Here is a 24,640-nt window from a genome sequence, read left to right on the forward strand (position 1 = left end):
TTTAGTAAAACAAAAAACCTCGCAACCAAAGCTGCGAGGTTTTTCTATCTAACACTAAAATTTATAGGTTAGGTTCCTAATTCACTCTAGTGTATTCTAAAGATAATACATCTACATTCCCGGCATCGGTCCCATCTGGGCTACCGTTTAAATATTGTTGAGATTCTAATTTGTTTACTTCAAATGCAAAGGTATTTGTGGTTCTTTCTAATATACGTTTATGAGTATAGGTTTCTCCATTAATAGTCATAGTAATCACTAACCTTTCCTGGTCGTTTTCATTTTCAACATCCCAGAGCCCGGTATCTGTTCTGCCAGAAAGACATTCAAAATCATTATTATTTACCCCGGCTCTAAAATCAAGCCTGGAGTTAGTAGTGGTCATATCACCACCGGCATAAAATATAACCCCCATATCCTGGAAACAATCGGTTTCCAACAAAATATTAGAATTAAATACTTGATCGTTGTTAAGATCTACAGCGGTATCGGTATTCATTGCAGAAAGTTTCCATTCTCCTTCAAGATCTTCAGGAGTAATAGTTGCCATTGCATTAGTTGCGGTAATTTCAGTTTCGGCTACGTGATCCTGGTTTGGCTCACAAGAAGCTAAAACAAGCACCAACCCGAACACTGCGTAAAGGTTTCTAAACATAAATAGGTTTTTCATAGCAAATAAATTTGGGGCTACAAATATAAGGTGCATTAGAAGATATTTATGACTTTATTAACATAAATATTACCGTTTAACGTTCATTATGTGCTTTTTAACGATTCAGATTAGATGAAAAATGTAGGAGTAATGCTGTAATAGCCTCATATAGCTACAAAAACTTTATAAAAAAGCGCAATCTTAAAATTCTGAGGTACAGCTATCTTCCTCAAAATAAATTAATTAATTTCGGATTTGCTATATGAATTTATAATTGTACATTTGCACCCCGATTTCCCGACATGAATCATGCTGGGAATGGGAATGGAATGTTTAATAATAAGTAAATTTAATTAGTGTGGACACATTAAGCTACAAAACAGTATCAGCCAACAAGGCTACCGTGACCAAAGAATGGGTACACGTGGATGCTGAAGGACAGACGTTGGGCCGCCTATCATCTAAAGTAGCCAAGCTACTAAGAGGTAAGCACAAACCTAACTTCACCCCGCACGTTGATTGTGGTGATAACGTAATTGTTACCAACGCAGAAAAGATCAACTTAACCGGTAAGAAATGGGATTCGAAAGAATACATTCGTCACACCGGCTACCCGGGTGGACAAAAAAGTCTAACAGCCGCTGAATTATTCGAGAAAAATCCAGAGAGAATTATCGAAAAATCAGTAAAAGGAATGTTACCAAAGAACAAACTTGGAGCAGACCTATTTAGAAATTTAAAGGTTTACGCAGGAACAGATCACGATCATACTGCACAAAAACCTAAAACTATTAACTTAAACGATCTTAAGTAATGGAGGTTATTCACAAAATTGGCCGTAGAAAAACGGCGGTTGCGCGTGTTTACGTTTCTGAAGGAAGCGGAAAATTTAGCGTAAACAAAAAAGACCTTAAAGACTACTTTACCACAGGTCCTTTACTTTACAAAGTAAACCAGGCCCTTAACCTTACCGGTAATGACGATAACTTCGACATTATTGCTAATGTTTACGGTGGTGGAATTACAGGACAGGCAGAAGCTATTCGTCTTGCACTTGCAAGAGCAATGGTAGAACTGGATGCAGAAAACAGAGCGGTGTTAAAACCAGAAGGTTTAATGACCAGAGACCCAAGAATGGTAGAGCGTAAGAAGTTTGGACAGAAGAAAGCTCGTAAGAAATTTCAGTTCTCTAAACGTTAATTTTTATTGGAATCTATATTCCAAAGTTCATTTAATATTAAAAAGAATTTTGTTGTTATCCCAAATGCTATTGGGAGTTAGTTTAGCATCTAAACAGGTAAGGCCGTGTTTATAATAAACAGCCACTTACGTGTTGCTATCTTCAACAGAAAGTAAACTATTACAAAAATGGCAAACAAAGTAGAAGTAAAAGAATTACTTGATGCAGGTGTACATTTTGGACACCTTACAAGAAGATGGAACCCAAATATGGCCCCATATATCTATATGGAGCGTAATGGGATTCACATCATCAACTTATATAAGAGTGCTGCTAAAATGCAGGAGGCAGGTGATGCCCTTGCAAAAATTGCAGCCAGCGGTAGAAAAATACTTTTCGTAGCTACCAAGAAACAGGCTAAAGAAATAGTAGCCGAACAAGCTGAAAAAGCAAACATGCCATACATTACCGAGCGTTGGCCCGGTGGTATGCTTACCAACTTTGTAACTATTCGTAGAGCTGTTAAGAAAATGGCATCTATTGATAGAATGAAGAAAGATGGTACCTTTAATACACTTTCTAAAAAAGAACGTCTTCAGGTAGATCGTTTAAGAGCTAAATTAGAAAAGAACCTTGGTTCTATTTCTGATATGAGCAGACTTCCAGGAGCGCTTTTTGTAGTTGATATTACTCGTGAACACATTGCTATTAAAGAAGCTCAAAAATTAAACATTCCAATTTTCGCTATGGTAGATACAAACTCAGATCCTCGTGAGGTTGAGTACGTAATCCCATCTAATGACGATGCTTCAAAGTCTATCAACAAAGTGGTTTCTTATGTTGCAGATTCTATTGTAGAAGGCCTTTCTGAAAGAAAAGCTTCTAAAGATTCTAAAAAAGAGAAAGCAGAAAATGAAGAAAAAGAGCCAAAAGCACCAAAGGCTGCTGTAAAGCAACCAGAAGCTGAAGCTCCTTCTAAAGATGCCGAAGATAAAAAGGCAATGCAAGAAGCCAAGAAAGATGTAAAACTTGAGTCTAAGAAAGAAACCTTAGACAAAGCTTCATCTAACGAAGAAGAATAAAACAACATTTTATAACATCCAAAAAAGTCGTTTAGTTTCTTTCCTAACAGTTGGTCTCTAAGCGACTTTTTTAAATAAAACACAATACTATGGCTAAGATAACCGCCGCAGAAGTAAACAAATTAAGAAAATCTACCGGTGCCGGTATGATGGATTGCAAAAAGGCACTTGTTGAAGCAGATGGTGATTTTGATAAAGCTATTGAAGTACTTCGTAAAAAAGGTCAGAAAGTTGCTGCTAAAAGAGCCGATAGAGAATCAGCTGAAGGAGCTGCAATCGCTAAAGTAAACAACGATAACACTAAAGGTGTTATTATCTCTCTTAACTGTGAGACCGACTTTGTTGCTAAAAACGATGATTTCGTAAAAATGGCCAACAGCTTCGCAGATATCGCCTTAACAGTTTCTTCTAAAGAAGAATTACTAAAAGCAGATTACAACGGGATTTCAGTTGAAGATAAATTAACTGAGCAAACAGGTGTAATTGGTGAAAAAATAGAAATTGGTGCTTTTAAAACTTTAGAAGCTCCTTTCGTAGGTTCTTATATTCACGCAGGGAACAAAATTGCAGTAATTACTGGTCTTACAAAACAAACTGAAGGAGCTGAGGAAGCTGCAAAAAACGTTTCTATGCAAGCTGCCGCTATGAACCCAATCGCACTTAACGAAGAAGGTGTAGACCAGGAAACCATAGACAAAGAAGTAGAGATCGCTAAAGATACACTTCGCCAGGAAGGAAAACCTGAAGATATGCTAGATAAAATAGCAAAAGGAAAAATTCAGCGTTACTTTAAAGACAACACTTTGGTTAACCAGGCTTTTATTAAAGACGGAAAACAAAGCGTTGCAGACTACGTAAAATCTGTAGATTCAGATCTTACTGTTGTAGGTTTCGAAAGAGTTGCTTTAGGAGAGTAATTAAAATTTATCATTTCCGCGCAGGCGGAAATCCTAATAAATCAAAAACCGCTTCACTAATCTGAAGCGGTTTTTTTAATTTTACCAAATGTCAGAAAAAGCATTTCAGTTTAAAGAATTCAAGATAGAACAAGATCGCTGCGCCATGAAAATTGGCACCGACGGCGTTTTACTCGGCGCCTGGGCTTCCCTGGAGCACCAACCAGACAGCATTCTGGATATTGGCACAGGAACAGGTTTAATTACATTAATGCTCGCACAGCGCTCCCCTGCCCTTCTTATTGATGCTTTAGAAATTGACGAAGATGCTTACGAACAAGCTGTAGACAATTTTGAACAAAGCAATTGGGGAGACAGGCTATTTTGTTATCACGCGGCTTTTGATGAATTTGTAGAAGAAATGCAGGATGAAGAGAAATATGAACTCATAATTTCCAATCCGCCATTTTATGCGGAAGATTATACTTCAGAAAACGCAAGTAGAAATAAGGCACGTTTTGCTGAAGCCCTGCCTTTTTCAGAATTAGTAGAAGGCGTGTCAAAATTGCTTCATCCAGAAGGGGAGTTCAATACAATTATTCCACATAAAGAAGAAAAATATTTTTTAGCCCTGGCCAGTGAATTTGGTCTTTTTCCGAAGAAAATCACCAGGGTACGCGGCAATGAAACATCAGCAATAAAAAGAAGTTTATTGAGTTTTAGCTTTAAAGAAATTGAGCTGCAAGAGAATGAACTTATCATTGAAATTTCACGACATAATTATACAGAAGCTTACAAAAATCTTGTAAAAGACTTCTATCTTAAATTATAATCTTAAAATTGTTTGCTTTCAAAAGCTTGGTTACATTTGTGTAAAACACCACACAAATGAAAACAGATAACTTCCAGGCTCCAGATTATTACAATATTGACGAGCTGCTTACCGATGAACATAAAATAGTTCGCGATGCCGCCAGAGAATGGGTGAAACGCGAGGTCTCCCCAATAATTGAAGACGCTGCTCAAAAAGCAGAATTCCCTAAATCTATAATTAGCGGCTTAGCTGAAATTGGAGCTTTTGGCCCATATATTCCGGAAGAATACGGTGGCGCTGGTCTGGATCAAATCTCCTACGGACTCATTATGCAGGAGATTGAGCGAGGCGACAGTGGCGTGCGTTCTACCGCATCTGTTCAAAGTTCCCTGGTAATGTTCCCTATTTATAAGTACGGCACCGAAGAACAACGCAAAAAATATTTACCAAAATTAGCCTCGGGAGAATTTATGGGATGTTTTGGGCTTACCGAGCCAGACCACGGTTCTAATCCCGGTGGGATGACTACCAACTTTAAAGATAAAGGCGATCATTATTTATTGAATGGTGCTAAAATGTGGATCTCTAATGCACCTTTTGCCGATGTAGCCATTGTTTGGGCAAAAGATGAAAATGGACGAATCCACGGACTTATCGTGGAGCGCGGAATGGAAGGTTTTTCTACTCCAGAAACACATAACAAATGGTCACTTCGCGCCAGCGCCACCGGCGAACTTATTTTTGACAATGTAAAAGTTCCAAAAGAAAACCTAATGCCTAATAAAAGCGGACTTGGCGCTCCTTTAGGTTGCCTTGATTCTGCCCGCTACGGAATTGCCTGGGGCGCCATTGGTGCAGCAATGGATTGCTATGATACCGCTTTGCGTTATGCAAAAGAGCGCGTGCAGTTTGATAAACCAATTGCCGGCACTCAACTTCAGCAGAAAAAATTAGCAGAAATGATCACCGAGATCACCAAAGCGCAGCTTATGGCGTGGAGACTGGGTGTTCTTAAAAACGAAGGAAAAGCAACTTCGGCTCAGATCTCTATGGCGAAAAGAAATAATGTAGAAATGGCCATAAAAATAGCCCGGGAAGCAAGGCAGGTTTTAGGCGGAATGGGAATTACCGGCGAGTATAGTATTATGCGCCATATGATGAATCTGGAAAGTGTAATTACTTATGAAGGCACACACGATATTCACCTATTAATTACGGGAATGGATATTACCGGGATTCCGGCTTTTCAGTAAATAGACATTTTACTAAATACATAAAATCTTCAAGCTGAATTCATTTCAGCAAGAGGGCCTATTAAAATTCTAAACATTTTATATCCTGAAACAAGTTCAGGATGACGTACTGAAAAAAGTTCAGAGGGACGTTTCACTTCAACTACAACAAATCAAAACAAGGGCAGCGTTTACAACGTTTGCCCTTTTTATATTTTTCACAGCATTCTTTTTTAAGTGGTTTGGGATTTTTAGCCACCACACCGTCTATTTTCAAATAATCTTTTGATTTTTTTGAATAAAAAACAATGACATTATATGAATTTAAAAACTGTTTCGCCATATTTTGAATATACTTTAAAAAGCTGAAATTGAGCGTTAATTCAGTTTTAAATGAATGTTTAAATTTTATAAATCCTAAAGAGAATCTTATTTTTGCAAAATGGGAGAAAAAAATAGGATAAAAGAGATAAATAAAGCGCTAGAGCCTAAAATAAATCAACTTTTAGATCATTCCTTATATCGAAAAATAACCACTCCAGAGCATCTTCAAATCTTTATGGAGCATCACGTTTTTGCTGTTTGGGATTTTATGTCTTTGCTAACCGCTTTACAGGAAAAACTTACCAAAACCACCAATCCCTGGGTGCCTGTAGGCAATCCTGAAACTCGTTATTTAATCAATGAAATAGTACTTGCTGAAGAAACCGATGTCAATTATTTTGGCGATCATCAAAGCCATTTTGAGATGTATCTTGACGCGATGGAAAAAAGTGGCGCCGATACTGGCAGGATAAAAGATTTTTTGCTCCAGGTGACCCACGGCACCGATATTTTTTTACTTATTGCAGCCACAAAACTCCCGCTTAATATTAAGATATTTCTAAAAAATACCTTTGAAGTAATTTCAGAAGAAAAACCGCATAAAATAGCTGCAGCCTTCACCTTTGGACGCGAAGGACTTATTCCCGGCATGTTCACTTCTATTATAGAAAATGTGCAACAGAATTTCCCAAAAGAAGATTTAAGTCTATTTAAGTATTATTTTGATCGTCATATCGAATTAGACGGGGATGAGCACGGGTCTATGGCCTTTAAAATGGTAGCAGAACTCTGTGGAAATGATGAGGAGAAATGGGAAGAAGTAAAAATTACCGCTGAAGAAGCGCTTGATGCCCGGTTAGAGCTTTGGAAAGGCATTGAAGAAGAGATTTCAGAAAATATAGATTCTAAAAACCTGCAAACGATTTAAAGAGATTTTTTCTGTAAAAATAAACCTCAAAGGTTTTGATAACCTTTGAGGTTTATTTAATATTTCTAATCCCCTATCCTGAGCTAGAAGCTCAAAAGATTTCACCACCTAGATCCTGAAATGAATTCAGAATGGTGATCACTATCTACTCGATAGAAGAATTAAGGTGCTTCAGGAGCAAGCTTTACTTCCAGCCCATCTAATTCTTCAGTAATGGGAATTTGGCAGCTTAAACGACTATTGTCTTCCACAAAAAATGCCTGATCCAGCATGTCTTCCTCTTCAATACTTTGTTCGGGCAGCATATGCTCAAAATTGAGAATATAACACTGGCAGGAAGCACACATTGCCATACCGCCACAAATACCAATGGTTCCTTCGGCAGCAAGTTCGTAAGAGCGAACCACTTCCATAAGGTTCATATTCATATCTGTTGGAGCGTCTACCACGTGGGCTTCGCCTTCCCTGTCTATAATGGTTATTTTAATATCAGACATATCTTCTAATAAAAGAATATTCAAGATGGACGTCATTCTGAACTCGTTTCAGAATCTAAGCTCTTAGAACCTGAAACCATCCCGCCACTTCGGGACAGGTTGACGACACTACAACTGAATTTTTCTGTTTTAATTTATACTTTTTACAACTTCTTTTTTTGCTTCTTTCTTACTGCCGTCAAATCCGCTTACGCCACTTACGGTAGTATATTTCATCACATATTTCTTGTCTGGGAAAATGCGTTGATAAGCGCTCTGACACATAATCGCTGCTTCGTGGAAACCACAAAGAATCAGCTTTAATTTGCCTGGATATGTATTCACATCTCCAATGGCATAAACCCCGGGAATATTTGTTTGATAATCGTAAGCATTATCAACTTTAATCGCATTTTTCTCTATCTCCAGACCCCAATCTGCAATAGGCCCTAATTTAGGCGAAAGCCCAAATAATGGTATAAAATAATCGGTTTCTTTAATTTCTTTTTCTCTTGCGGAATCCTTGTGAGTAATCACTACACTATCCAGTTCTTCCTCTCCTTTAAGATCGGTAACCTCAGCATTGGTAATAAGATTTATCTTTCCAATTTTTGAAAGCTCTTCTACTTTTTCTACTGAATCTAACGCTCCACGAAAATCATTTCTTCGGTGTACCAGTGAAACTTCTGAAGCAACATCGGCTAAATAAATAGCCCAATCTAATGCTGAATCACCCCCACCGGCAATTACTACTTTTTTATCGCGATAATCTTCTGGTTCCCGAATTATATAAGCTACGCCTTTATCTTCAAAATCGGTGATATTGGCAATAGGTGGTTTTCTTGGTTCAAAACTTCCAAGACCACCGGCAATTACTACCACCGGGGCGTGGTGTTTTGTTCCTTTATTAGTGGTAACTATAAAGCTACCATCTTCCTGTTTATCTATGGTTTGAGCTCTTTCTCCCAGAGTAAAACCCGGTTCAAAAGGCTTTATTTGCTCCATTAGATTAGTTACCAGGTCTCCTGCCAATACTTCGGGGAAGCCCGGGATATCATAGATAGGTTTTTTAGGATAAATTTCGGAACATTGCCCGCCAGGTTGCGGCAGTGCATCTATTAAATGACATTTTAGTTTTAATAATCCTGCTTCAAAAACCGCAAAAAGGCCCGTTGGCCCTGCGCCAATTATAAGTATATCGGTTTTAATCATTCTACTGGTAAATTTGATAGTAAGCCAGGTGCTTACCTTTGAATATTGATCACACTTTCTATTTGTGGAACATATTTTTTAATAGTCATTTCTACCCCAGATTTTAGCGTCATCTGGTTTACTGTGCAATCTACACATGCGCCTTCCAGACGAACCTTAACCAGGCGATCGTTCTCAATAGCGATAAGGGAAATATTGCCCCCGTCACTCTCCAAAAAAGGTCTGATTTCAGCCAGGGCCTTTTCTACATTTAATTTAACTTCTTCGCTCGTCATCTATTTTTTATTAACTGCACTGCATCCTGCCATTGTAGTGATCTTAATCGCTTCAGTTGGAGGCAGACTTTGGTTTCTATTCACTGTTTCCTGAACCATCCCACGGGTAATTTCTTCAAAAGCTTCTTCCAGGGGTGTTGACTCCTGCATAGCAGCAGGACGGCCAATATCACCAGATTCTCTTAAGCTTTGTACCAGCGGAATTTCGCCTAAAAATGGCGCCTCAATATCTTTTGCGAGGTTTTTAGCACCTTCTCTTCCGAAGATATAATATTTATTTTCAGGAAGTTCTTCTGGAGTAAAATACGCCATATTCTCTATTATTCCCAGTACCGGCACATTTATACTTTCCTGACGGAACATCGCTACTCCTTTTTTAGCATCGGCTAAAGCCACGTTTTGTGGAGTACTTACAATCACAGATCCTGTTACAGGAAGAGACTGCATAATTGAAAGATGAATATCTCCCGTTCCCGGTGGTAGATCTACTAAAAGAAAATCTAACTCGCCCCAGGCCGCATCAAAAATCATTTGATTTAAAGCTTTAGAAGCCATTGGTCCACGCCAAATAACTGCCTGATTTGGTTGGGTAAAGAACCCGATAGAAAGAATTTTCACCCCGTAGTTTTCTACAGGTTTCATTTTAGATTTCCCATCTACATTTACTGAAAGTGGTCTTGAAGCTTCTACATCAAACATCATAGGGATAGACGGCCCATAAATATCGGCATCTAAAATTCCTACTTTAAAGCCCATCTTTGATAAAGTTACCGCAAGGTTAGCGGTTACTGTAGATTTACCTACGCCTCCTTTTCCTGAAGCCACGGCTATAATATTAGAAATCCCGGGAATTGCTTTCCCTTTTATTTCTGGTTTTTTAGAGGTAGACTCTATTTTAATATTTACTTTAACTTTGGCTTTTTGTTCTACATGTTCGTGAATTGCTTTCATCACATCCACTTCTGCCCGCTTTTTAATATGCAAGGCAGGAGTTTGTAAAACCAGGTCTACAACCACCTCATCACCGAAAGTCATTACATTTTGAACAGCCCCGCTTTCTACCATATTTTTGCCTTCTCCGGCTACAGAAATAGTTTCCAGCGATTTTAATATTTCTTTTCTGTCTAACTTCATTTAAAAGATATTTATAATCCCAAAAATATCAGGACAATTTTAAGCTGAAATAGCGAGTTTTATCTAAAATCTCATCAGCTTATATAGATTCATTCTAAACGCAAATATAGGGGGAAAAGCTAAGAAAACGAAGTATTTACCCATAATTGATCTATGGAATAATAAAGCCCCATTATAGTAAAACTTCAGAAGAAAAATTTATCTCAAATCTTCCTGAGGATCCCAAAAGTGCTTTTTAAAATCCTGAACTTTATTATCTTTTACCGTAACCCCTTCAGAAGTTAGCATTTGCTGCATCGCGCTATGATCTCCAAAATGACTTTTGCCGGTAAGGAGTCCGTTTCTATTTACCACCCGGTGCGCCGGCACATCGTCCAGATCTTTAGCCGAATTCATTGCATACCCAACCATTCTTGCACTTTTTGCGGCACCTACGCTTTTTGCTATAGCGCCGTAAGAAGTCACTTTCCCTTTTGGAATTTGTCTCACTACTTCATAAACCCTTTCAAAAAAGTTCTTTTCTTCCAAACCTAAGAGTAATAAATTCTTAAAAGTGTTACAATTACCAAAATAAGCATTAGGGCGGTCATAAAATAATTGGAGTATTTTGAAAATGCTTCAGCCTGTTTTTCAATTCTAATAAAGGAAAGTACGTAAACATATAGTGTTGTAAAACTTCCCATGGATGCAGCCAGAATAAAGGCTATAATTCGGGACCAATCGTAAGTGGCCCCAACGCCAATATGAAGGGCTCCTGCAATAGCCACAAAATACGGAACGGGAAAAATATTTAGGGCCGCCACGAGCATTCCTTTAAAAATACTGTTGGAATTTGCTTTGCGGGATTTATGTTCTATGCCGCCCCGTTTCTTTGCCTGAATAAAAAAGTAAACAGCAAGGAGAATAAATATTACCAGGCCGGCACGTAATAAAATATTCTGAACAAATTCATTTCCGAATATATATTTAGCGAGTAACACGGCCACTGTTGCCTGAATAATTACTACAATTGTGGCACCCAACGCAACATAAAGCCCATTTTTCTTTCCTTTTTCAACACAGGTTTTAGCCACGGTCATATTCACCAAACCGGGAGGAATCACCCCAAGCAAGGCCGCGAAATAAGTAATTAGAAAAAGTTTTGTTTCCTCCAAAGAGACTTATTTTATCCTAAACTGAATGTAAGTTATAGGTTTTCCCTGGTCAAGATACTGTTTTTCGTAGAAAGTTTGAATTTCCCTAACCGCTTTGGGCGAATATTCATTTTCATAAATATCGTGATGCGCATATAGAATTTCGTGACCTTCACCGTGAAGCAAGCCAAGCGTGTAACCGTGCATAAATTCGCTGTCGGTTTTAAGATTCACCAGACCTTCAGGTTTTAAAATATGATTATACTTCTGAAGGAATTCAGCATTTGTTAAGCGATGCTTGGTACGCTTGTATTTAATTTGAGGATCGGGAAAAGTGATCCAGATCTCATCTACTTCATTTTCGGCAAAAACGCGATCTATTAATTCAATTTGAGCTCTTAAAAAAGCTACGTTTTCCAGATTTTCTTCTATAGCAGTTTTTGCACCTCTCCAAAACCTGGCGCCTTTTATATCTATTCCTATAAAATTCTTTGTAGCATCCTGCTTAGAAAGGCCAATGGTATATTCTCCTTTTCCGCAGCCTAATTCCAGTACTATAGGGTTATCATTTTTAAAAAAATCTTTATTCCATTTTCCTTTTAAACTGAATTGATCTTTCTCCAGCTCTTCCCGAGAGGGTTGTATCACATTTTCAAATGTTTCATTCTCCCTGAATCGTCTTAATTTATTCTTACTTCCCACGCCTTAATTTAATATTTTGGTAAAATTAAAGAAAATAGCGCACAGGCACTTAATATTATATTTGATATATGCAGAAGAAAAGAATTTTAGTGGCTGTTTTAAACTGGGGGCTTGGTCATGCTACACGTTCTATTTCTATTATCAATGAATTACTGAATCATAATTTTGAAGTTCTTATCGCCTCAGATGGAGTGGCGTTACAGTTATTACAGAAAGAATTCCCAGATATTAAATGCCTGGAACTTCCCTCCTATAATATTTCCTATAGCAAATCTGCGAGTTCTTTTAAATGGAAATTATTTACTGAAACTCCAGGTATTCTACGTGCTATAAGACTTGAAAAAAAAGCGATAAAAGAATTTGTTGATGAATATAATTTAAACGGAATAATCTCTGATAACCGATTTGGATGCCGGCATAAAAAAATCACTTCGGTTTTTATCACACACCAGTTAAATGTGCTAAGTGGAAATACTACTTATTTAAGCAGTAAATTACATCAAAAATATATTTCAAAATTTGATGAATGCTGGATTCCCGATACTCCCGGCAGTAAAAATTTAAGCGGAATAATGGGGCATTTAAAAGAAATGCCCGAAAACGTAAAATACATTGGTCCACTGAGCCGATTTAATAAATTCCGAGGACAAAAAAGATATGACTTCGCAGTAGTTTTATCTGGTCCAGAACCTCAGCGAACAATGTTGGAAGAAAAATTACTTGTGACCTTCCAAAATTCAGATAAAAAAATTGTTTTTATAAGAGGGATAATAGGCGGGGAAAGTATTACTTCTTTAAACAAAAGCCTGGAAATTATAAACTATCTAACTTTTAAAGAACTGGAAGAAGTAATTCTAAGTAGTGAAATTATTATATGCAGGCCTGGTTATACCAGTATAATGGATTTGGCTAAACTGGAGAAAAAAGCATTCTTTATTCCCACTCCCGGCCAGTACGAACAGGAATATTTAGCTGAACGTTTTATGAAGTTAGGAATAGCTCCTTTTTGCAAACAAGAGAAATTTGAAATTTCAAAACTTGAGGATTTAAGAGATTTTTCAGGCTTTAGCAACCTAAATTTCAGAAGTAATTTCGGGGATATTTTTGCTCTTTTCCAGCGTGAATGAAAATTCACTACCTACCCCAAAAACACTTTCTACATAAATTTTTTCATCGTGCGCTTCAATAATATGCTTTACGATAGAAAGTCCTAAGCCAGAGCCACCTTCCTTCCTGGAGCCGCTTTTATCTACACGATAAAAACGTTCAAAAACACGCGGTAGATTTTCTTTTTCTATTCCTTCACCATTATCGGTTACACGAACAATCACTTTATTCTTGATAAGGTTTTCTATGCTAACTTCAGTAGTACCATCTTCCTTTCCGTATTTAATAGAATTCACGATTAAATTGGTAAGGACCTGCTGAATTCTATCCCTATCGGCATTTACCCAAATAGGTTCGTCGTAATCAATATCAAAAGTTAGGGTGATGTTCTTTTTGGCTGCTTTCATTTCCAAAAGATCAAATGAGCCCTGCACAAGTTCCACAATATTAAAATCTTCCTCTTCTAAATGTAGGTCCCCGGCCTCCAGTTTGGTGATCATATCTAAATCGCGCACTATATAAATAAGGCGTTCTACACCTTTGCTGGCACGTTGCAGGTATTTTTTTCGCACCGCTTTATCTTTCATTGCGCCATCAAGCAGCGTAAGAATATATCCCTGAACGGTAAAAAGTGGTGTTTTAAGCTCATGCGAAACATTTCCCATAAATTCTTTCCTATAGGCTTCACGAACTTTAAGAGTATCTATCTCCAGCTTTTTATCTTTGGTAAATTTTTCAACTTCGCGGGTAAGCGTAGCCATATCTGTAGTAACCTGGCTGGGTTTTAGAGTGGTAGAATCTAAAAGGGAAACATTATCGTAGATCTTTTTAATTCTTTTATATATAAAATGTTCTACTCTATACTGAATTATAAAAAAGCATACCAAATAGGTTATAAAAATAAAAGCAAAAAAGGGCCCGGGAATAAATCCGCTGGTAAAATATGCAAAACCTGCCAACACCACACTCAAAACAAGTGTGATATAAAGTGAAGTCTTTATTGCGAATTTATATGAGCGTTTAAACTTTTTTGCCATTAAACAACAAACTTGTAGCCTACACCTTTTACGGTTTTAAAACATTCGTCTCCAATTTTCTCCCTAAGTTTTCTAATATGAACATCTATGGTTCGCCCGCCAACAATAACTTCGGCACCCCAAACCTTATCTAAAATATCTTCCCTTTTAAAAACTTTCCCCGGTTTTGATGCTAATAAAGAAAGTAATTCGAATTCTTTTCTTGGTAAAATAATTTCTTCGCCGCTTTTAATCACTTTATACTCATCGCGATTAATAATAAGATCTTTAATTTTCACCACATTAGAAGATGCGGTATCATCTTTAAATCTTCTAAGCAAAGCTTTCACTTTACTCACCAGCACTTTAGGTTTAATTGGTTTAGTAATATAATCATCGGCTCCCGCATCAAAACCGGCCATTTGAGAATAATCTTCGCCCCGTGCGGTAAGAAAAGTAATAATGGTTTCTTCCAGCTCTGGCAGCTTTCTAATTTGTGCACAAGCTTCAATCCCATCCATTTCAGGCATCATTACATCAAGGATAATAAGCTGCGGTTTCTTCTTTTTGGCAAGTTTTACAGCATCAGCGCCATTATCTGTAGTAATTACCTGGTATCCTTCGGCTGAAAGGTTATATCCCACTATTTCCAGGATATCCGGTTCATCGTCTACCAGTAAGATTTTAATGTCCTTTTTTTTCATTTTGGTTTAGTTGATTTGGTATAATGTGAGGTAAAAGTAACCATAAATTTGAACTTACGTAAGCTCTACTCCTTTGGTAACCTTAAGCTAACATTATAATCATAAACACATAATTTCAGCTTAACAGAGGCTTTACAATGCTGCCGTTAATTTGCGCCAGAGAACTAAACACAGTAATGAAGAAGTATTTATCTATCCTGAGCTTACTTATTTTAAGTGTAGCTATGCAAGCGCAAAATGATACAACCGGTAGTATTGCCGGAAAATTATCTGACAATGAAGTGGAGGGACAACCTCTTCCTTTTGCGAATGTAATCATTAAAGAAACAAACAAAGGAACCACTTCAGATTTTGACGGGCTATACTCCCTAAAAAATATTGAACCCGGAACCTATACAGTAGAATTTAGCTTTATAGGCTACGAAACATTGCAAATTCCAAATGTTGAAGTAGTAGCAGGAAAAGTTACCGAAGTAAACACCGGTCTTGGAGCCAGTGCAGCAGCTTTAGACGAAGTTGTTATTTCTACGGTTTCAAGACAGGATTCTGAAGTTGCTTTACTTTTAGAACAAAAAAGTGCAATTCAAATTAAGGAAAGTATTGGTGCCCAGGAATTAGCCAAAATTGGGGTTACTGATGCCGGCACTGCCACCACAAAGATATCTGGGGTTACCAGTAGTGAAGCTTCGGGAGATATTTTTGTGAGGGGATTGGGAGATCGTTATCTATATTCTACACTAAACGGTTTGCCTATTCCATCAGACGATGTGGAGCGTAAAAACATAGATCTGGGTCTTTTTCCAACCCGTGTTATTAAGAGTGTGGGAATAAGCAAGACGTATTCACCTTCTTACTCGGCCGACCAGGCTTCCGGGAATATAAATATAGAATCACGCGAACTTGCAGGAAGCAAGGAACTTGATTTTGGAATTAGAGTTGGGGTAAATACCAATGCAGTAGGACAATTTTCAGACTTTAAGGTTAGTCCGAATCAGGACAACGCTTATTTCGGATTTCATCAGCAAAATATTCCCATTCAATATACTTTATACAACCAGCCCTGGGACCCTCAAACTGCAAATGCCCCTGTAAACAGAAGGTATGCTTTAACCGCCGGAAAGAAATTTGGCGAAGATCTAAAAGTACTTTTAACAGCGTCTCAATCCAGTAAATTTGAATATCGTGCAGGGGAGTTTACCGAATACAGAAACAACAACCGTTACGATTATTTTACCGATGTAGAGAATTTCACTCAAACCGATAATACTACCGGGATGCTGAATGCTATCTATGAAGTTTCTGATAATCACGAAATAAAAGCAACCAGCCTCTTTATAAATAAACTTACCGATGAAGTTTACGAAAGCGGCAGAAATGGTGAAGGAGTTGTGTTTGAAGAAACCGGCCCTGCGGAGGGATTGAACCAGTTTGTACGCGATCAGAATATCAAACAAACAAGGTTATGGATAAATCAATTCCACGGAATCCATAATTTTTCAGAAAAAAATGAATTGAATTGGGGCGTAGGATATAATCTTGTTAATGCCGATGAACCAAACCGTATTAGAAACGAAGTAAATTACGACGGCGAAAATTTTATTCAGTTGGGAAGAATGGGTGGTTATCAGCAAAGAAAGTCGTCCCAAAAGATTGAGGATAATGAAATTAATGCTTTTGTAGAAGATAAAATTACTTTTAGCAAACCGGAAGATGATGCAGAAACCAAAAGCATATTCGTAGACTTTGGCGGAAATTACCGTAACAAACAAAGAGATTTTGTTTCGCGATTTTACGGAGTTATAGAGCGGCCTACCAATACCTATAACCCAACCTCATTAGATAATCTTTCCAGCGTTTTTACCATAGATAATTTTAGAAGTGGAAACCTTAAAATTAACGAGCTTACGCCCGATTTTTACCAGGCCGAATTACAGTCTTATGGTGGATTTGTAAGCTTTAACTATGGTAAAAACAACTGGAACCTTAACCTTGGTGCCAGATTCCAAAAAGACGAACTTAATGTAGATTTCAGGGTAAATAACTATCCCGCAAACCGGCCACAGTTTTCCAATCAATCTTACAACAATGTTTATCCTAGTTTGAATTTTAAATATTCACCAACCGAGAATTCCAACATTAGGTTATCAGCCAGCAAAACCATTACCCTTCCGGAATTTAAAGAAATTGCACCTTTTGAATATGTTTCTCAAACCGGGCAAGTTACCCGTGGTAATCCAGATTTGGCAGCCTCCAATAACCTGAACTTCGACCTAAAATATGAATTTTTCCCAACATCAGGTCAGTTAATTTCTTTAACCGGATTCTATAAAAATATTGAAGATCCTATCAACAAAGTACAGGATAGAGGTGCAGCGGGTGTATTCTCTTATTTCAATGCTGGGGAAGAAGCAAACATTTACGGTTTGGAACTTGAAACGAGGCTGGAGCTAATCGATAACGAAAGTCCCGAAGGTTTAGACCTAGAAATCGCGTTCAATGCTTCAAGAATGTGGCACCAACAAGACCTTAGAGAGGTTTTTGATGGTGAAAGCTTCATTAGAACTTTCAGATACAATAATAAAAGTGAAATAGGTTTGCAGGGCGCCTCAGACTGGATCTTTAATGGCTCACTTAATTTCTCTACAGAATCAGACGATCCATTTAGAGCTTCTATAGTCGGAAATTATGCTTCAGATAAAATTTATGCGCTTGGAGCACCAGAAGCCCAAAACGAAGGAGATGTATTTTATAACGACGAGATTATAGAAAAAGGCTTTGTAACATTAGACCTTATAGTAAGTAAAAGTCTTGGTGATCACTGGGATTTCCAGTTACGTGGGCAAAACCTTCTAAATCCTGAAATAGAAAGAGTGCAGGATATTAGACCCAGCTCTACGGGTATAGAAACCACCCAAACCGTAAGGTCCTATACAAGAGGGGCAATTTTGAGCTTAGGAATCAACTATTCATTTTAACCATAAATATTAACCATTCTATTTTTATTAAAACTTAAATTATGAAAAATTTTAAAAACCGGTTTTTACCAACCTTGGCCCTTGCTCTAGGGCTGGCAATTTCAGGGTGTAGCTCTGACGATGATTTTGAAAGACTGGATGGCGACGATCCAACCCCAACCCCTGAAGGCACAGAACTTAACGGCAACCTTGAAGATGACCGCGTGTTAGACGCGAGTGAAATTTACAATCTTACCGGTGTTTACTCAGTAGAATCGGGAGCGACATTAACAATTCCCGCTGGAACCGAGATTGTTGCTGATACAGATGAAGACGCGACAGGAGTGTATATCGTAGTACAAAAAGGAGGGATGATAGACATTCAGGGTACATCTTCGGCTCCGGTAGTTATGAGGTCTTCTAACGGTGAACGAGGAAGCTGGGGCGGACTCGTAATTGCCGGTGATGCTGAAAGCACTGCTGGTGTTGATGCTACTGCAGAAGTTGGGGGTATTATCTATGGTGGAAGCAATTCTGAAGACAATTCGGGTTCAATAGAATACCTTGTACTTTCTGATGCCGGTGCGCAAATTAATTCAGAATCACAATACAACGGGATCTCTCTTTACGCAGTAGGATCTGAAACAACTATAGAAAATATTGCGATCTTAAATGGTTCTGATGATGGAATTGAATTCTTTGGAGGTTCTGTTGCTGCTACTAATCTTTATTTAGAAAATAACGAAGATGATGCTGTAGACTGGACAGAGGGATGGAACGGTACCATTACAAATACTTACGTACTACACAGTATTGAAAACTTCTCTACTGCAATTGAGGCAGATGGTGTAGATGGAAATCCTACTATCGAGAACTTCACCGCAGTTTCTTCTACCGGTGGTGTTGCCTTACAATTTAAAGCACAATCGGGGGCAACTATTACTGGTCTATCACTTTCTGGATACGATACCGCTTTAGATATCGCTGAAGAAACAAGAACCGACCTTTCCGGAATACAGTTAAACGGTGCTACCGCAGAATTGGATTTGGATTATTCTGAAGCTCAAACCGTAGACCCCGCGATGTTTGATTGGGTAGACAACCGTGGTAGAGTTTCTGTTCTACCCGGAACTATAGATGAAGATTTCTCATTAGATGGAAATTCAGAATACATCATTAACGGTGTGGTTTCAGTAGAGGAAGGTGCGACCTTAACTATTCCTGCAGGAACTAAAATTACTGCAAGAAGTGATGATAATGACGATGGAACTAGCATTTATCTAGTTGTTCAAAAGGGAGCAATGATAGACATCCAGGGAACTGAAGAAAAACCTGTAGTTATGTCTTCTACTTCTGGGGCACCTGGAAGCTGGGGCGGACTTGTAATTGCAGGTAATGCAGAAACTACAGCCGGTATTGATGCAACTGCAGAAGTTGGCGGTATTATCTACGGTGGTGACGATCCTGAAGACAATTCAGGTTCTATCGAGTATCTTATACTTGCAGATGCGGGAGCGCAAATAAATTCAGAATCCCAATACAACGGGCTTTCCCTTTACGCAGTTGGTTCTGAAACCAATATCGAAAACATTGCTATCTTAAATGGTTCTGACGACGGAGTTGAATTCTTTGGAGGATCGGTTTCTGCAACTAACCTTTATTTGGAAAATAACGAAGATGATGCTGTAGACTGGACAGAAGGTTGGAATGGTGCCGTAACAAACACTTATGTTTACCATACCATAGAAAACTTTTCTACTGCGATTGAAGCTGACGGTGTAAATGGAAACCCTACAGTTGAAAACTTCACTGCGGTTTCAGAAACCGGTGGAGTAGCTTTACAATTTAAGGCACAATCTGGCGCTACAATCACAGGACTTTCACTTTCCGGGTACGAAACTGCTATTGATATTGCTGAAGAAACCAGAACAGATCTTTCTGGAATTCAGATTGAAGGAGAAACTGCTACCCTGGAAGATACTTACGAAACCGATGCTACGGTAGATGTAGCAATGTTTAGCTGGGTAGAATAGTGCATTCTCATTATTAAATAATTATGTATTAGCCAAAGAAAAGGCTGCCGATAAGGGCAGCCTTTTTTAATATAACATTATGATTAAATACACAATAATTCTGGCATCGTTTTTGAAATTTTATTGTAGTTTTGTATAAACCTCGATATTAAAGAATGAAGCAATACTACTTCTATACTTTCATATTAGCTATTTTCCTCACATTCTCTGCGCCAAATGCAGTGAATGCGCAGGATACTACCAGCTCGGGGAATAAAACCGAAATTCCCATAGAGGGCCTATCTATATACCCTAACCCGGTTACTAACGGGAAAGTTTATATTAGTACTTCCCAAAATAAAGAAAAGGAAATCCAGATTTACAATGTTTTGGGTAAACCTGTACAACGCACCAAATTAAGAGGAAAAGAACTTGACGTTTCTTCACTTAGTGCAGGAATTTATATTCTAAAAATCAAGGAAGAAGAAGCCTCTGCCACCAGAAAATTAGTGGTGCGATAATGCAAACTTCACGCATTTCCTAGAATTCTTAACTTCGCCTCTCTAAATTTAACCACGAGAATGTTATCTGAAAGAATTTTTAATATTTCTAATCAGAAAGATTTTAATGAAATTACTCTTGAAGTATTTTCTTATCAATATCAGCATACTAAGGTTTACCGGGAGTTTTGCGAGTTATTAAATCGGAATCCCAAAAATGTTCAAGCTCTTGAACAGATTCCATTTCTACCTATAGAATTTTTCAAAAAGAAAAAGGTAATTTCTGGTTTAGCTTTAGAAGAAATAATTTTCACCAGTAGCGGCACTACCGGTTTAACCACCAGTAAACATTACGTAACCAATTTAAAGGTTTACGAGCAAAGTTTTTTAAAAGCTTTTGAACTTTTCTACGGGAAACCCGAAGAAATGGTAGTTTTAGCGCTTTTACCTGCTTATTTAGAACGCCGGGGCTCTTCGCTAATCTATATGGCCGATAGCCTTATAGAACGAAGCAAATATCCTGAAAGCGGATTTTACCTGGACGAACTTGAGAACCTTCAAAAGAAACTTTCAGCACTAGACAAAAGCGGAAAAAATATTCTTCTTCTAGGCGTATCTTTCGCCCTACTCGATTTAGTTGAAAATTACGATTTCAACTTAAAGAACACTACTATTATGGAAACCGGTGGGATGAAAGGCCGGCGTAAAGAAATGATTAGAGCAGAACTGCATCAAATTCTTTCTCAAGGTTTTGGAGTAGAAAAGATTCATAGTGAATACGGAATGACCGAGTTACTTTCGCAAGCCTATTCAAAGGGAGACGGAATTTTTGATACTCCACCCTGGATGAAGATTCTTATTCGTGATGCCGAAGATGCGCTAAGCTATCTCCCAGCGCATAAAACAGGCGGAATCAATGTAATAGACCTGGCTAATTTTAACTCTTGTTCATTTATTGCTACCCAGGATTTAGGCAGAAAAATCCAGAAAGATCAAACTGAAATTCTTGGAAGATTTGATAATAGTGATATTCGGGGATGCAACCTTCTAATTCTATAAGCTTTCTGCTATCAACATTCGCCAATAAAAACTTAAAGATCAGTGCTTTATAGTTAAAGTTTATTAAAGCATGTAAATTTTAAGCAGTTTTCTCGTCTTATTAAATGTAAGATGAATTATGATTAAAATAAGTCTTACAGGCTAAGTGAAATTTTTTCATATTAGATTGGTTAGTTAGTTGCAAGCCCCATAAACGTCCTGTTTGTGGGGCTTTGTATTTTATTAAACCAACCAGCAGCTTAAATTGCCCTTATAATATAGGTATTCTTCTTTCCTTTATTAATAATTACATATTTATCATTAATAAGGTCTTGCGGAGTGATGGTATAATCTTCCTTTACTTTCTCCTTATTTACAGAAACTGAATTTTCTTTAAGAGCCCTTCTGGCTTCACCATTTGATTGCAGAAAATTAGTTTTTGCCGATAAAGCCGCGATCATATCCAGGCCTTCTTCTATTTCGGCTTTAGCTACTTCAGCTTGTGGTACGCCTTCAAATACATCTAAAAATGTAGCTTCATTTAAAGATTTTAAATCGGCTGCGGTACTTTTTCCAAAAAGGACTTCAGAAGCTTTTACCGCGTTCTCAAAATCTTCTCGAGAATGAACCATTACCGTAATTTCTTCGGCTAAAGTTTTCTGAAGCACACGTTTATGAGGCGCTTCTTTATGCTCGTCAACAATTTTATCTATTTCGGCTTTACTTAACAATGTAAAGATCTTGATATATTTTTCAGCATCAACATCACTGGTGTTTAACCAATATTGGTAGAATTTATAAGGAGAAGTACGGTTTGGATCTAACCAAACATTTCCGCCTTCGGTTTTCCCAAATTTAGTCCCATCAGCCTTTGTAATTAGCGGGCAGGTTAAAGCGTAGCCTTTTCCATTTCCAATACGGCGAATCATCTCGGTACCGGTCGTGATATTTCCCCACTGGTCGCTACCGCCCATTTGCAGCGTACAATCTTTTTCCCTGAATAAATGCAGAAAATCGTAACCCTGAACCAACTGGTAAGTAAATTCGGTAAAAGACATTCCCTCGGCAGCATCAGAAGATAAGCGCTTTTTAACCGAATCTTTGGCCATCATATAATTTACCGTAATATGCTTCCCCACATCACGAATAAATTCCAGAAAACTGAAATTTTTCATCCAGTCGTAATTATTTACCATTTCGGCAGCATTTTCCTCTTCTTTTCCAAATTCAAGAAATTTAGAAAGCTGGTTTTTTATAGCCTGCTGGTTGTGCCGTAAGGTTTTTTCGTCAAGCAAATTTCGTTCTGCAGATTTCCCTGATGGATCACCAATCATTCCTGTAGCACCACCCACTAAAGCAAAAGGTTTATGCCCGCAAAGCTGAAAATGTCTAAGCATCATCACGCTCACAAGATGGCCTATATGCAGGGAATCGGCCGTTGGGTCTATGCCCACATAAGCAGCACGCATTCCTTCTTTTAAATGGTCTTCGGTTCCAGGCATGACATCATGCACCATACCTCTCCAGGTAAGTTCTTCTACAAAGTTCTTATTCATAATTCAAATAATTTTGCTCAAAAATAATAGTAAATAAGCTCGGAGCAAGTCACCGAACCCGTTTTACGAAATAATATTTAGATTTTTTGGAAAATTTTGGAGATTAAATCTCAACTATCGAGTAAAGATACCATAAACTCTTATTTTTCCTAAGTGGTTTTGGTATATTTACCACATGATTTTAGTTACAGGCGGCACCGGACTTGTAGGTTCACATTTATTGCTGAATTTATTAAAAGCCGGAAAAAAAGTTAGGGCTCTTCACCGAAAAAATAGCGACCTCGCAGCGGTTGAGCACGTTTTCAACTATTATACTTCTACTGAAGAAGCCAAAAGCTTATTCCAACAAATTGAATGGTTTGAAGCAGATATCACCAACGTACCTCAACTAAATAAAGCGTTTGAAAATATAAAATACGTTTACCACTGTGCTGCGCTTGTTTCCTTTGATCCCGCAGATGATAAAAAGCTGCGAAAAATAAATATTGAAGGCACTGCAAACATCGTAAACCTTTGTGTTGCTTTTAAAATTGAAAAACTGTGCTATGTTAGCAGTGTTGCTGCACTTGGCAGAAGTTTAAACAACAAAGAGATTAACGAGCGCGCTATGTGGAACCCCGAAGAAGACCATAGCGATTATGCAATTTCTAAATACGGTGCCGAAATCGAAACCTGGAGAGGCTCGCAAGAAGGCGTACCAACGGTAATAGTAAAACCCGGAATTATTATAGGACCAGGCTTTTGGAAAGAAGGCACGGGTCAAATTTTTTCTAAAATTGATAAAGGAATGAACTATCATTTTCCCAAAATAGCCGGTTTTGTGGGGGTAAAAGATGTAGTAAATGTGATGCAACAGCTAATGGAAGCTGAAATAAAAAATGAAGCTTATATCCTGGTTTCTAAAAATATAAGTTTTAAATCTGTTTTTGAGCAAACTGCAATTGAATTGAATAGAACTGCACCTAAAAAAGCGCTCAAAAAATGGATGCTTTGGGTAGGTTGGTTTTTTCAGAAAATTGGTGGATTTTTTGGCGCAAAAAGACAAATTACCAAAAATACGGTAAGAACCCTTTTCCAACATTCAAAATATTCAACCAAAAAAATTAAAGAAAGCCTGGGTTTTGAATTCACCCCAATAAAAAATGTAATTGCAGAAACAGCTAAATTCTACAAACAGGACAAATCTTAGTCTCGCGATCTTGGTGGAGGCAAACTGTCTATAACGCTCATGCTAAGCGAATCTTTTTCTTTAACTAAGGAATCAGAAATTTCTTCAATTTCCTTATCAGGGTTTAAAGAATCTTTTTCCACTCCCAGTGAATCACGTCTTATTTTTGCAATAGAATCTTTAATTCGTTGTTCTTGCTTTTGCAGTGTATCTAGCTCAATTTTTAATTTTTCAAAACGATTCTTTACACTATCGTAGATGCGCTGATAAATTTCAAAGTTATCGGCATAATAATCGTTGCTACGCTTAAACTGAACGCTATCTATATCGTATTTCTCGAAGATATATTCCTGGCCTCTAATCCCGGTATTTTCGAACATACGCTTATTAAAATTCCTGGCCGATTGCATTATGGAAACTTCGGCAATTATATCTATCATTTTATCTTCAGGAATAAGATTTTCTGGCCTTTCAGATTCATCAATATTCTGGCAGGCAGCAAATGCCGCACCTATAAAAAACAGGAAGAAGAATTTTTTACACAT

At 37.8% G+C, this 24,640-nt stretch carries 26 protein-coding genes; 13 read left to right on the plus strand and 13 right to left on the minus strand.

Translation table 11 applies throughout. The annotated features are described in order from the left end of the window. Positions 1-76 precede the first annotated feature (76 nt). On the minus strand, positions 77-670 hold the full coding sequence (locus tag B4F31_RS07700) for a hypothetical protein (protein WP_286761018.1): 594 nt from the start codon (positions 668-670) through the stop codon (positions 77-79). Between the two features lie 340 nt (positions 671-1,010). On the opposite strand from B4F31_RS07700, the gene rplM reads away from it, so the two are divergent. The 6 genes from rplM (at position 1,011) to B4F31_RS07730 (ending at position 5,877) form a co-directional block, all read left to right on the plus strand. Beyond that, on the plus strand, positions 1,011-1,466 hold the full coding sequence (gene rplM / locus B4F31_RS07705) for a 50S ribosomal protein L13 (protein WP_075325080.1): 456 nt from the start codon (positions 1,011-1,013) through the stop codon (positions 1,464-1,466). After that, entirely contained in the window at positions 1,466-1,852 is a 387-nt protein-coding gene (gene rpsI, locus B4F31_RS07710) for a 30S ribosomal protein S9 (protein ID WP_075325081.1), read from the plus strand. The genes rplM and rpsI overlap by 1 nt, the downstream gene beginning before the upstream one ends. 168 nt (positions 1,853-2,020) lie before the next feature. Beyond that, positions 2,021-2,914, plus strand: coding sequence for a 30S ribosomal protein S2 (gene rpsB / locus B4F31_RS07715; protein ID WP_075325082.1), 894 nt, complete (start codon positions 2,021-2,023; stop codon positions 2,912-2,914). 89 nt (positions 2,915-3,003) lie between these two features. Then, on the plus strand, positions 3,004-3,831 hold the full coding sequence (gene tsf, locus B4F31_RS07720; RefSeq protein WP_286761019.1) for a translation elongation factor Ts: 828 nt from the start codon (positions 3,004-3,006) through the stop codon (positions 3,829-3,831). Positions 3,832-3,919: 88 nt separating this feature from the next. Further along, the gene (locus tag B4F31_RS07725; protein WP_075325084.1) at positions 3,920-4,642 is read left to right on the plus strand and encodes a tRNA1(Val) (adenine(37)-N6)-methyltransferase; all 723 of its coding nucleotides are present in this window, start codon (positions 3,920-3,922) and stop codon (positions 4,640-4,642) included. A 56-nt stretch (positions 4,643-4,698) separates the two neighbouring features. Then, positions 4,699-5,877, plus strand: a complete 1,179-nt coding sequence (locus B4F31_RS07730) for an acyl-CoA dehydrogenase family protein (protein WP_075325085.1) — start codon at positions 4,699-4,701, stop codon at positions 5,875-5,877. 142 nt (positions 5,878-6,019) lie between these two features. On the opposite strand, the gene B4F31_RS07735 is transcribed toward B4F31_RS07730, so the two are convergent. Then, the gene (locus B4F31_RS07735) at positions 6,020-6,199 is read right to left on the minus strand and encodes a hypothetical protein (RefSeq protein WP_075325086.1); all 180 of its coding nucleotides are present in this window, start codon (positions 6,197-6,199) and stop codon (positions 6,020-6,022) included. 99 nt (positions 6,200-6,298) lie between these two features. Here B4F31_RS07735 and B4F31_RS07740 point away from each other — a divergent pair, with 99 nt between their 5' ends. Then, the gene (locus B4F31_RS07740; protein WP_286761020.1) at positions 6,299-7,108 is read left to right on the plus strand and encodes a DUF3050 domain-containing protein; all 810 of its coding nucleotides are present in this window, start codon (positions 6,299-6,301) and stop codon (positions 7,106-7,108) included. Positions 7,109-7,269: 161 nt separating this feature from the next. On the opposite strand, the gene B4F31_RS07745 is transcribed toward B4F31_RS07740, so the two are convergent. From B4F31_RS07745 to trmB, 7 genes are all read right to left on the minus strand, one after another. Further along, positions 7,270-7,605, minus strand: a complete 336-nt coding sequence (locus tag B4F31_RS07745; RefSeq protein ID WP_075325088.1) for a 2Fe-2S iron-sulfur cluster-binding protein — start codon at positions 7,603-7,605, stop codon at positions 7,270-7,272. Between the two features lie 129 nt (positions 7,606-7,734). After that, positions 7,735-8,796, minus strand: a complete 1,062-nt coding sequence (locus B4F31_RS07750; RefSeq protein WP_075325089.1) for an NAD(P)/FAD-dependent oxidoreductase — start codon at positions 8,794-8,796, stop codon at positions 7,735-7,737. A 32-nt stretch (positions 8,797-8,828) separates the two neighbouring features. Further along, complete coding sequence (locus tag B4F31_RS07755; protein WP_075325090.1) at positions 8,829-9,071, minus strand: NifU family protein; 243 nt, start codon at positions 9,069-9,071, stop codon at positions 8,829-8,831. Continuing rightward, a complete protein-coding gene (locus tag B4F31_RS07760; protein WP_075325091.1) occupies positions 9,072-10,205 on the minus strand; it encodes an Mrp/NBP35 family ATP-binding protein in 1,134 nt (377 codons plus the stop codon). Positions 10,206-10,403: 198 nt separating this feature from the next. After that, positions 10,404-10,733 carry an MGMT family protein gene (locus B4F31_RS07765; RefSeq protein WP_093304378.1) on the minus strand — a complete coding sequence of 110 codons (330 nt, stop codon included), beginning with the start codon at positions 10,731-10,733 and terminating at the stop codon, positions 10,404-10,406. Positions 10,734-10,735: 2 nt separating this feature from the next. Beyond that, positions 10,736-11,359, minus strand: coding sequence for a LysE family translocator (locus B4F31_RS07770; protein ID WP_079735149.1), 624 nt, complete (start codon positions 11,357-11,359; stop codon positions 10,736-10,738). Between the two features lie 6 nt (positions 11,360-11,365). Then, positions 11,366-12,040, minus strand: a complete 675-nt coding sequence (gene trmB / locus B4F31_RS07775; RefSeq protein ID WP_075325094.1) for a tRNA (guanosine(46)-N7)-methyltransferase TrmB — start codon at positions 12,038-12,040, stop codon at positions 11,366-11,368. A 68-nt stretch (positions 12,041-12,108) separates the two neighbouring features. Here trmB and B4F31_RS07780 point away from each other — a divergent pair, with 68 nt between their 5' ends. Continuing rightward, positions 12,109-13,167, plus strand: coding sequence for a glycosyltransferase (locus tag B4F31_RS07780; RefSeq protein WP_286761021.1), 1,059 nt, complete (start codon positions 12,109-12,111; stop codon positions 13,165-13,167). Here the strand turns inward: B4F31_RS07780 and B4F31_RS07785 are convergent. After that, positions 13,114-14,184 carry a sensor histidine kinase gene (locus tag B4F31_RS07785; protein WP_075325096.1) on the minus strand — a complete coding sequence of 357 codons (1,071 nt, stop codon included), beginning with the start codon at positions 14,182-14,184 and terminating at the stop codon, positions 13,114-13,116. The two genes, B4F31_RS07780 and B4F31_RS07785, sit on opposite strands and share 54 nt — an antisense overlap. Further along, entirely contained in the window at positions 14,184-14,867 is a 684-nt protein-coding gene (locus B4F31_RS07790; RefSeq protein WP_075325097.1) for a response regulator transcription factor, read from the minus strand. The genes B4F31_RS07785 and B4F31_RS07790 overlap by 1 nt, the downstream gene beginning before the upstream one ends. Positions 14,868-15,043: 176 nt before the next feature. On the opposite strand from B4F31_RS07790, the gene B4F31_RS07795 reads away from it, so the two are divergent. From B4F31_RS07795 to B4F31_RS07810, 4 genes are all read left to right on the plus strand, one after another. Continuing rightward, positions 15,044-17,842: a TonB-dependent receptor gene (locus tag B4F31_RS07795; protein WP_286761022.1), complete on the plus strand. Its 2,799-nt coding sequence runs from the start codon at positions 15,044-15,046 to the stop codon at positions 17,840-17,842. A 41-nt stretch (positions 17,843-17,883) separates the two neighbouring features. Continuing rightward, positions 17,884-19,854 (plus strand): hypothetical protein, encoded by a 1,971-nt coding sequence (locus B4F31_RS07800; RefSeq protein WP_075325099.1) that lies wholly within the window; start codon positions 17,884-17,886, stop codon positions 19,852-19,854. A 155-nt stretch (positions 19,855-20,009) separates the two neighbouring features. Beyond that, positions 20,010-20,354: a T9SS type A sorting domain-containing protein gene (locus tag B4F31_RS07805; protein ID WP_075325100.1), complete on the plus strand. Its 345-nt coding sequence runs from the start codon at positions 20,010-20,012 to the stop codon at positions 20,352-20,354. Positions 20,355-20,414: 60 nt separating this feature from the next. Beyond that, on the plus strand, positions 20,415-21,392 hold the full coding sequence (locus tag B4F31_RS07810; RefSeq protein WP_286761023.1) for an acyl transferase: 978 nt from the start codon (positions 20,415-20,417) through the stop codon (positions 21,390-21,392). 239 nt (positions 21,393-21,631) lie between these two features. Here the strand turns inward: B4F31_RS07810 and tyrS are convergent, their stop codons facing one another. Continuing rightward, entirely contained in the window at positions 21,632-22,927 is a 1,296-nt protein-coding gene (gene tyrS / locus B4F31_RS07815) for a tyrosine--tRNA ligase (protein ID WP_075325102.1), read from the minus strand. Positions 22,928-23,102: 175 nt separating this feature from the next. On the opposite strand from tyrS, the gene B4F31_RS07820 reads away from it, so the two are divergent. Continuing rightward, the gene (locus B4F31_RS07820) at positions 23,103-24,116 is read left to right on the plus strand and encodes an NAD-dependent epimerase/dehydratase family protein (RefSeq protein ID WP_075325103.1); all 1,014 of its coding nucleotides are present in this window, start codon (positions 23,103-23,105) and stop codon (positions 24,114-24,116) included. Here the strand turns inward: B4F31_RS07820 and B4F31_RS07825 are convergent. Continuing rightward, positions 24,113-24,640: a DUF4296 domain-containing protein gene (locus tag B4F31_RS07825; RefSeq protein ID WP_286761024.1), complete on the minus strand. Its 528-nt coding sequence runs from the start codon at positions 24,638-24,640 to the stop codon at positions 24,113-24,115. The two genes, B4F31_RS07820 and B4F31_RS07825, sit on opposite strands and share 4 nt — an antisense overlap.

Source organism: Salegentibacter sp. UBA1130 (assembly GCF_002311535.1).
Lineage (GTDB): Bacteria > Bacteroidota > Bacteroidia > Flavobacteriales > Flavobacteriaceae > Salegentibacter > Salegentibacter agarivorans.

What these genes read in the sequence shown, in the direction of transcription:
- tsf (WP_286761019.1), top strand. Translation starts at nt 3,004, where the DNA reads ATGGCTAAGATAACCGCCGCAGAAGTAAACAAATTAAGAAAATCTACC.
- B4F31_RS07800 (WP_075325099.1), top strand. Translation starts at nt 17,884, where the DNA reads ATGAAAAATTTTAAAAACCGGTTTTTACCAACCTTGGCCCTTGCTCTA.
- B4F31_RS07825 (WP_286761024.1), bottom strand. Translation starts at nt 24,640, where the DNA reads ATGTGTAAAAAATTCTTCTTCCTGTTTTTTATAGGTGCGGCATTTGCT.
- tyrS (WP_075325102.1), bottom strand. Translation starts at nt 22,927, where the DNA reads ATGAATAAGAACTTTGTAGAAGAACTTACCTGGAGAGGTATGGTGCAT.
- B4F31_RS07810 (WP_286761023.1), top strand. Translation starts at nt 20,415, where the DNA reads ATGTTATCTGAAAGAATTTTTAATATTTCTAATCAGAAAGATTTTAAT.
- B4F31_RS07740 (WP_286761020.1), top strand. Translation starts at nt 6,299, where the DNA reads ATGGGAGAAAAAAATAGGATAAAAGAGATAAATAAAGCGCTAGAGCCT.
- B4F31_RS07780 (WP_286761021.1), top strand. Translation starts at nt 12,109, where the DNA reads ATGCAGAAGAAAAGAATTTTAGTGGCTGTTTTAAACTGGGGGCTTGGT.
- B4F31_RS07760 (WP_075325091.1), bottom strand. Translation starts at nt 10,205, where the DNA reads ATGAAGTTAGACAGAAAAGAAATATTAAAATCGCTGGAAACTATTTCT.
- B4F31_RS07805 (WP_075325100.1), top strand. Translation starts at nt 20,010, where the DNA reads ATGAAGCAATACTACTTCTATACTTTCATATTAGCTATTTTCCTCACA.
- B4F31_RS07700 (WP_286761018.1), bottom strand. Translation starts at nt 670, where the DNA reads ATGAAAAACCTATTTATGTTTAGAAACCTTTACGCAGTGTTCGGGTTG.
- B4F31_RS07820 (WP_075325103.1), top strand. Translation starts at nt 23,103, where the DNA reads ATGATTTTAGTTACAGGCGGCACCGGACTTGTAGGTTCACATTTATTG.
- B4F31_RS07790 (WP_075325097.1), bottom strand. Translation starts at nt 14,867, where the DNA reads ATGAAAAAAAAGGACATTAAAATCTTACTGGTAGACGATGAACCGGAT.
- B4F31_RS07750 (WP_075325089.1), bottom strand. Translation starts at nt 8,796, where the DNA reads ATGATTAAAACCGATATACTTATAATTGGCGCAGGGCCAACGGGCCTT.
- B4F31_RS07730 (WP_075325085.1), top strand. Translation starts at nt 4,699, where the DNA reads ATGAAAACAGATAACTTCCAGGCTCCAGATTATTACAATATTGACGAG.
- B4F31_RS07785 (WP_075325096.1), bottom strand. Translation starts at nt 14,184, where the DNA reads ATGGCAAAAAAGTTTAAACGCTCATATAAATTCGCAATAAAGACTTCA.
- rpsI (WP_075325081.1), top strand. Translation starts at nt 1,466, where the DNA reads ATGGAGGTTATTCACAAAATTGGCCGTAGAAAAACGGCGGTTGCGCGT.
- B4F31_RS07795 (WP_286761022.1), top strand. Translation starts at nt 15,044, where the DNA reads ATGAAGAAGTATTTATCTATCCTGAGCTTACTTATTTTAAGTGTAGCT.
- rpsB (WP_075325082.1), top strand. Translation starts at nt 2,021, where the DNA reads ATGGCAAACAAAGTAGAAGTAAAAGAATTACTTGATGCAGGTGTACAT.
- B4F31_RS07755 (WP_075325090.1), bottom strand. Translation starts at nt 9,071, where the DNA reads ATGACGAGCGAAGAAGTTAAATTAAATGTAGAAAAGGCCCTGGCTGAA.
- B4F31_RS07735 (WP_075325086.1), bottom strand. Translation starts at nt 6,199, where the DNA reads ATGGCGAAACAGTTTTTAAATTCATATAATGTCATTGTTTTTTATTCA.
- B4F31_RS07725 (WP_075325084.1), top strand. Translation starts at nt 3,920, where the DNA reads ATGTCAGAAAAAGCATTTCAGTTTAAAGAATTCAAGATAGAACAAGAT.
- B4F31_RS07745 (WP_075325088.1), bottom strand. Translation starts at nt 7,605, where the DNA reads ATGTCTGATATTAAAATAACCATTATAGACAGGGAAGGCGAAGCCCAC.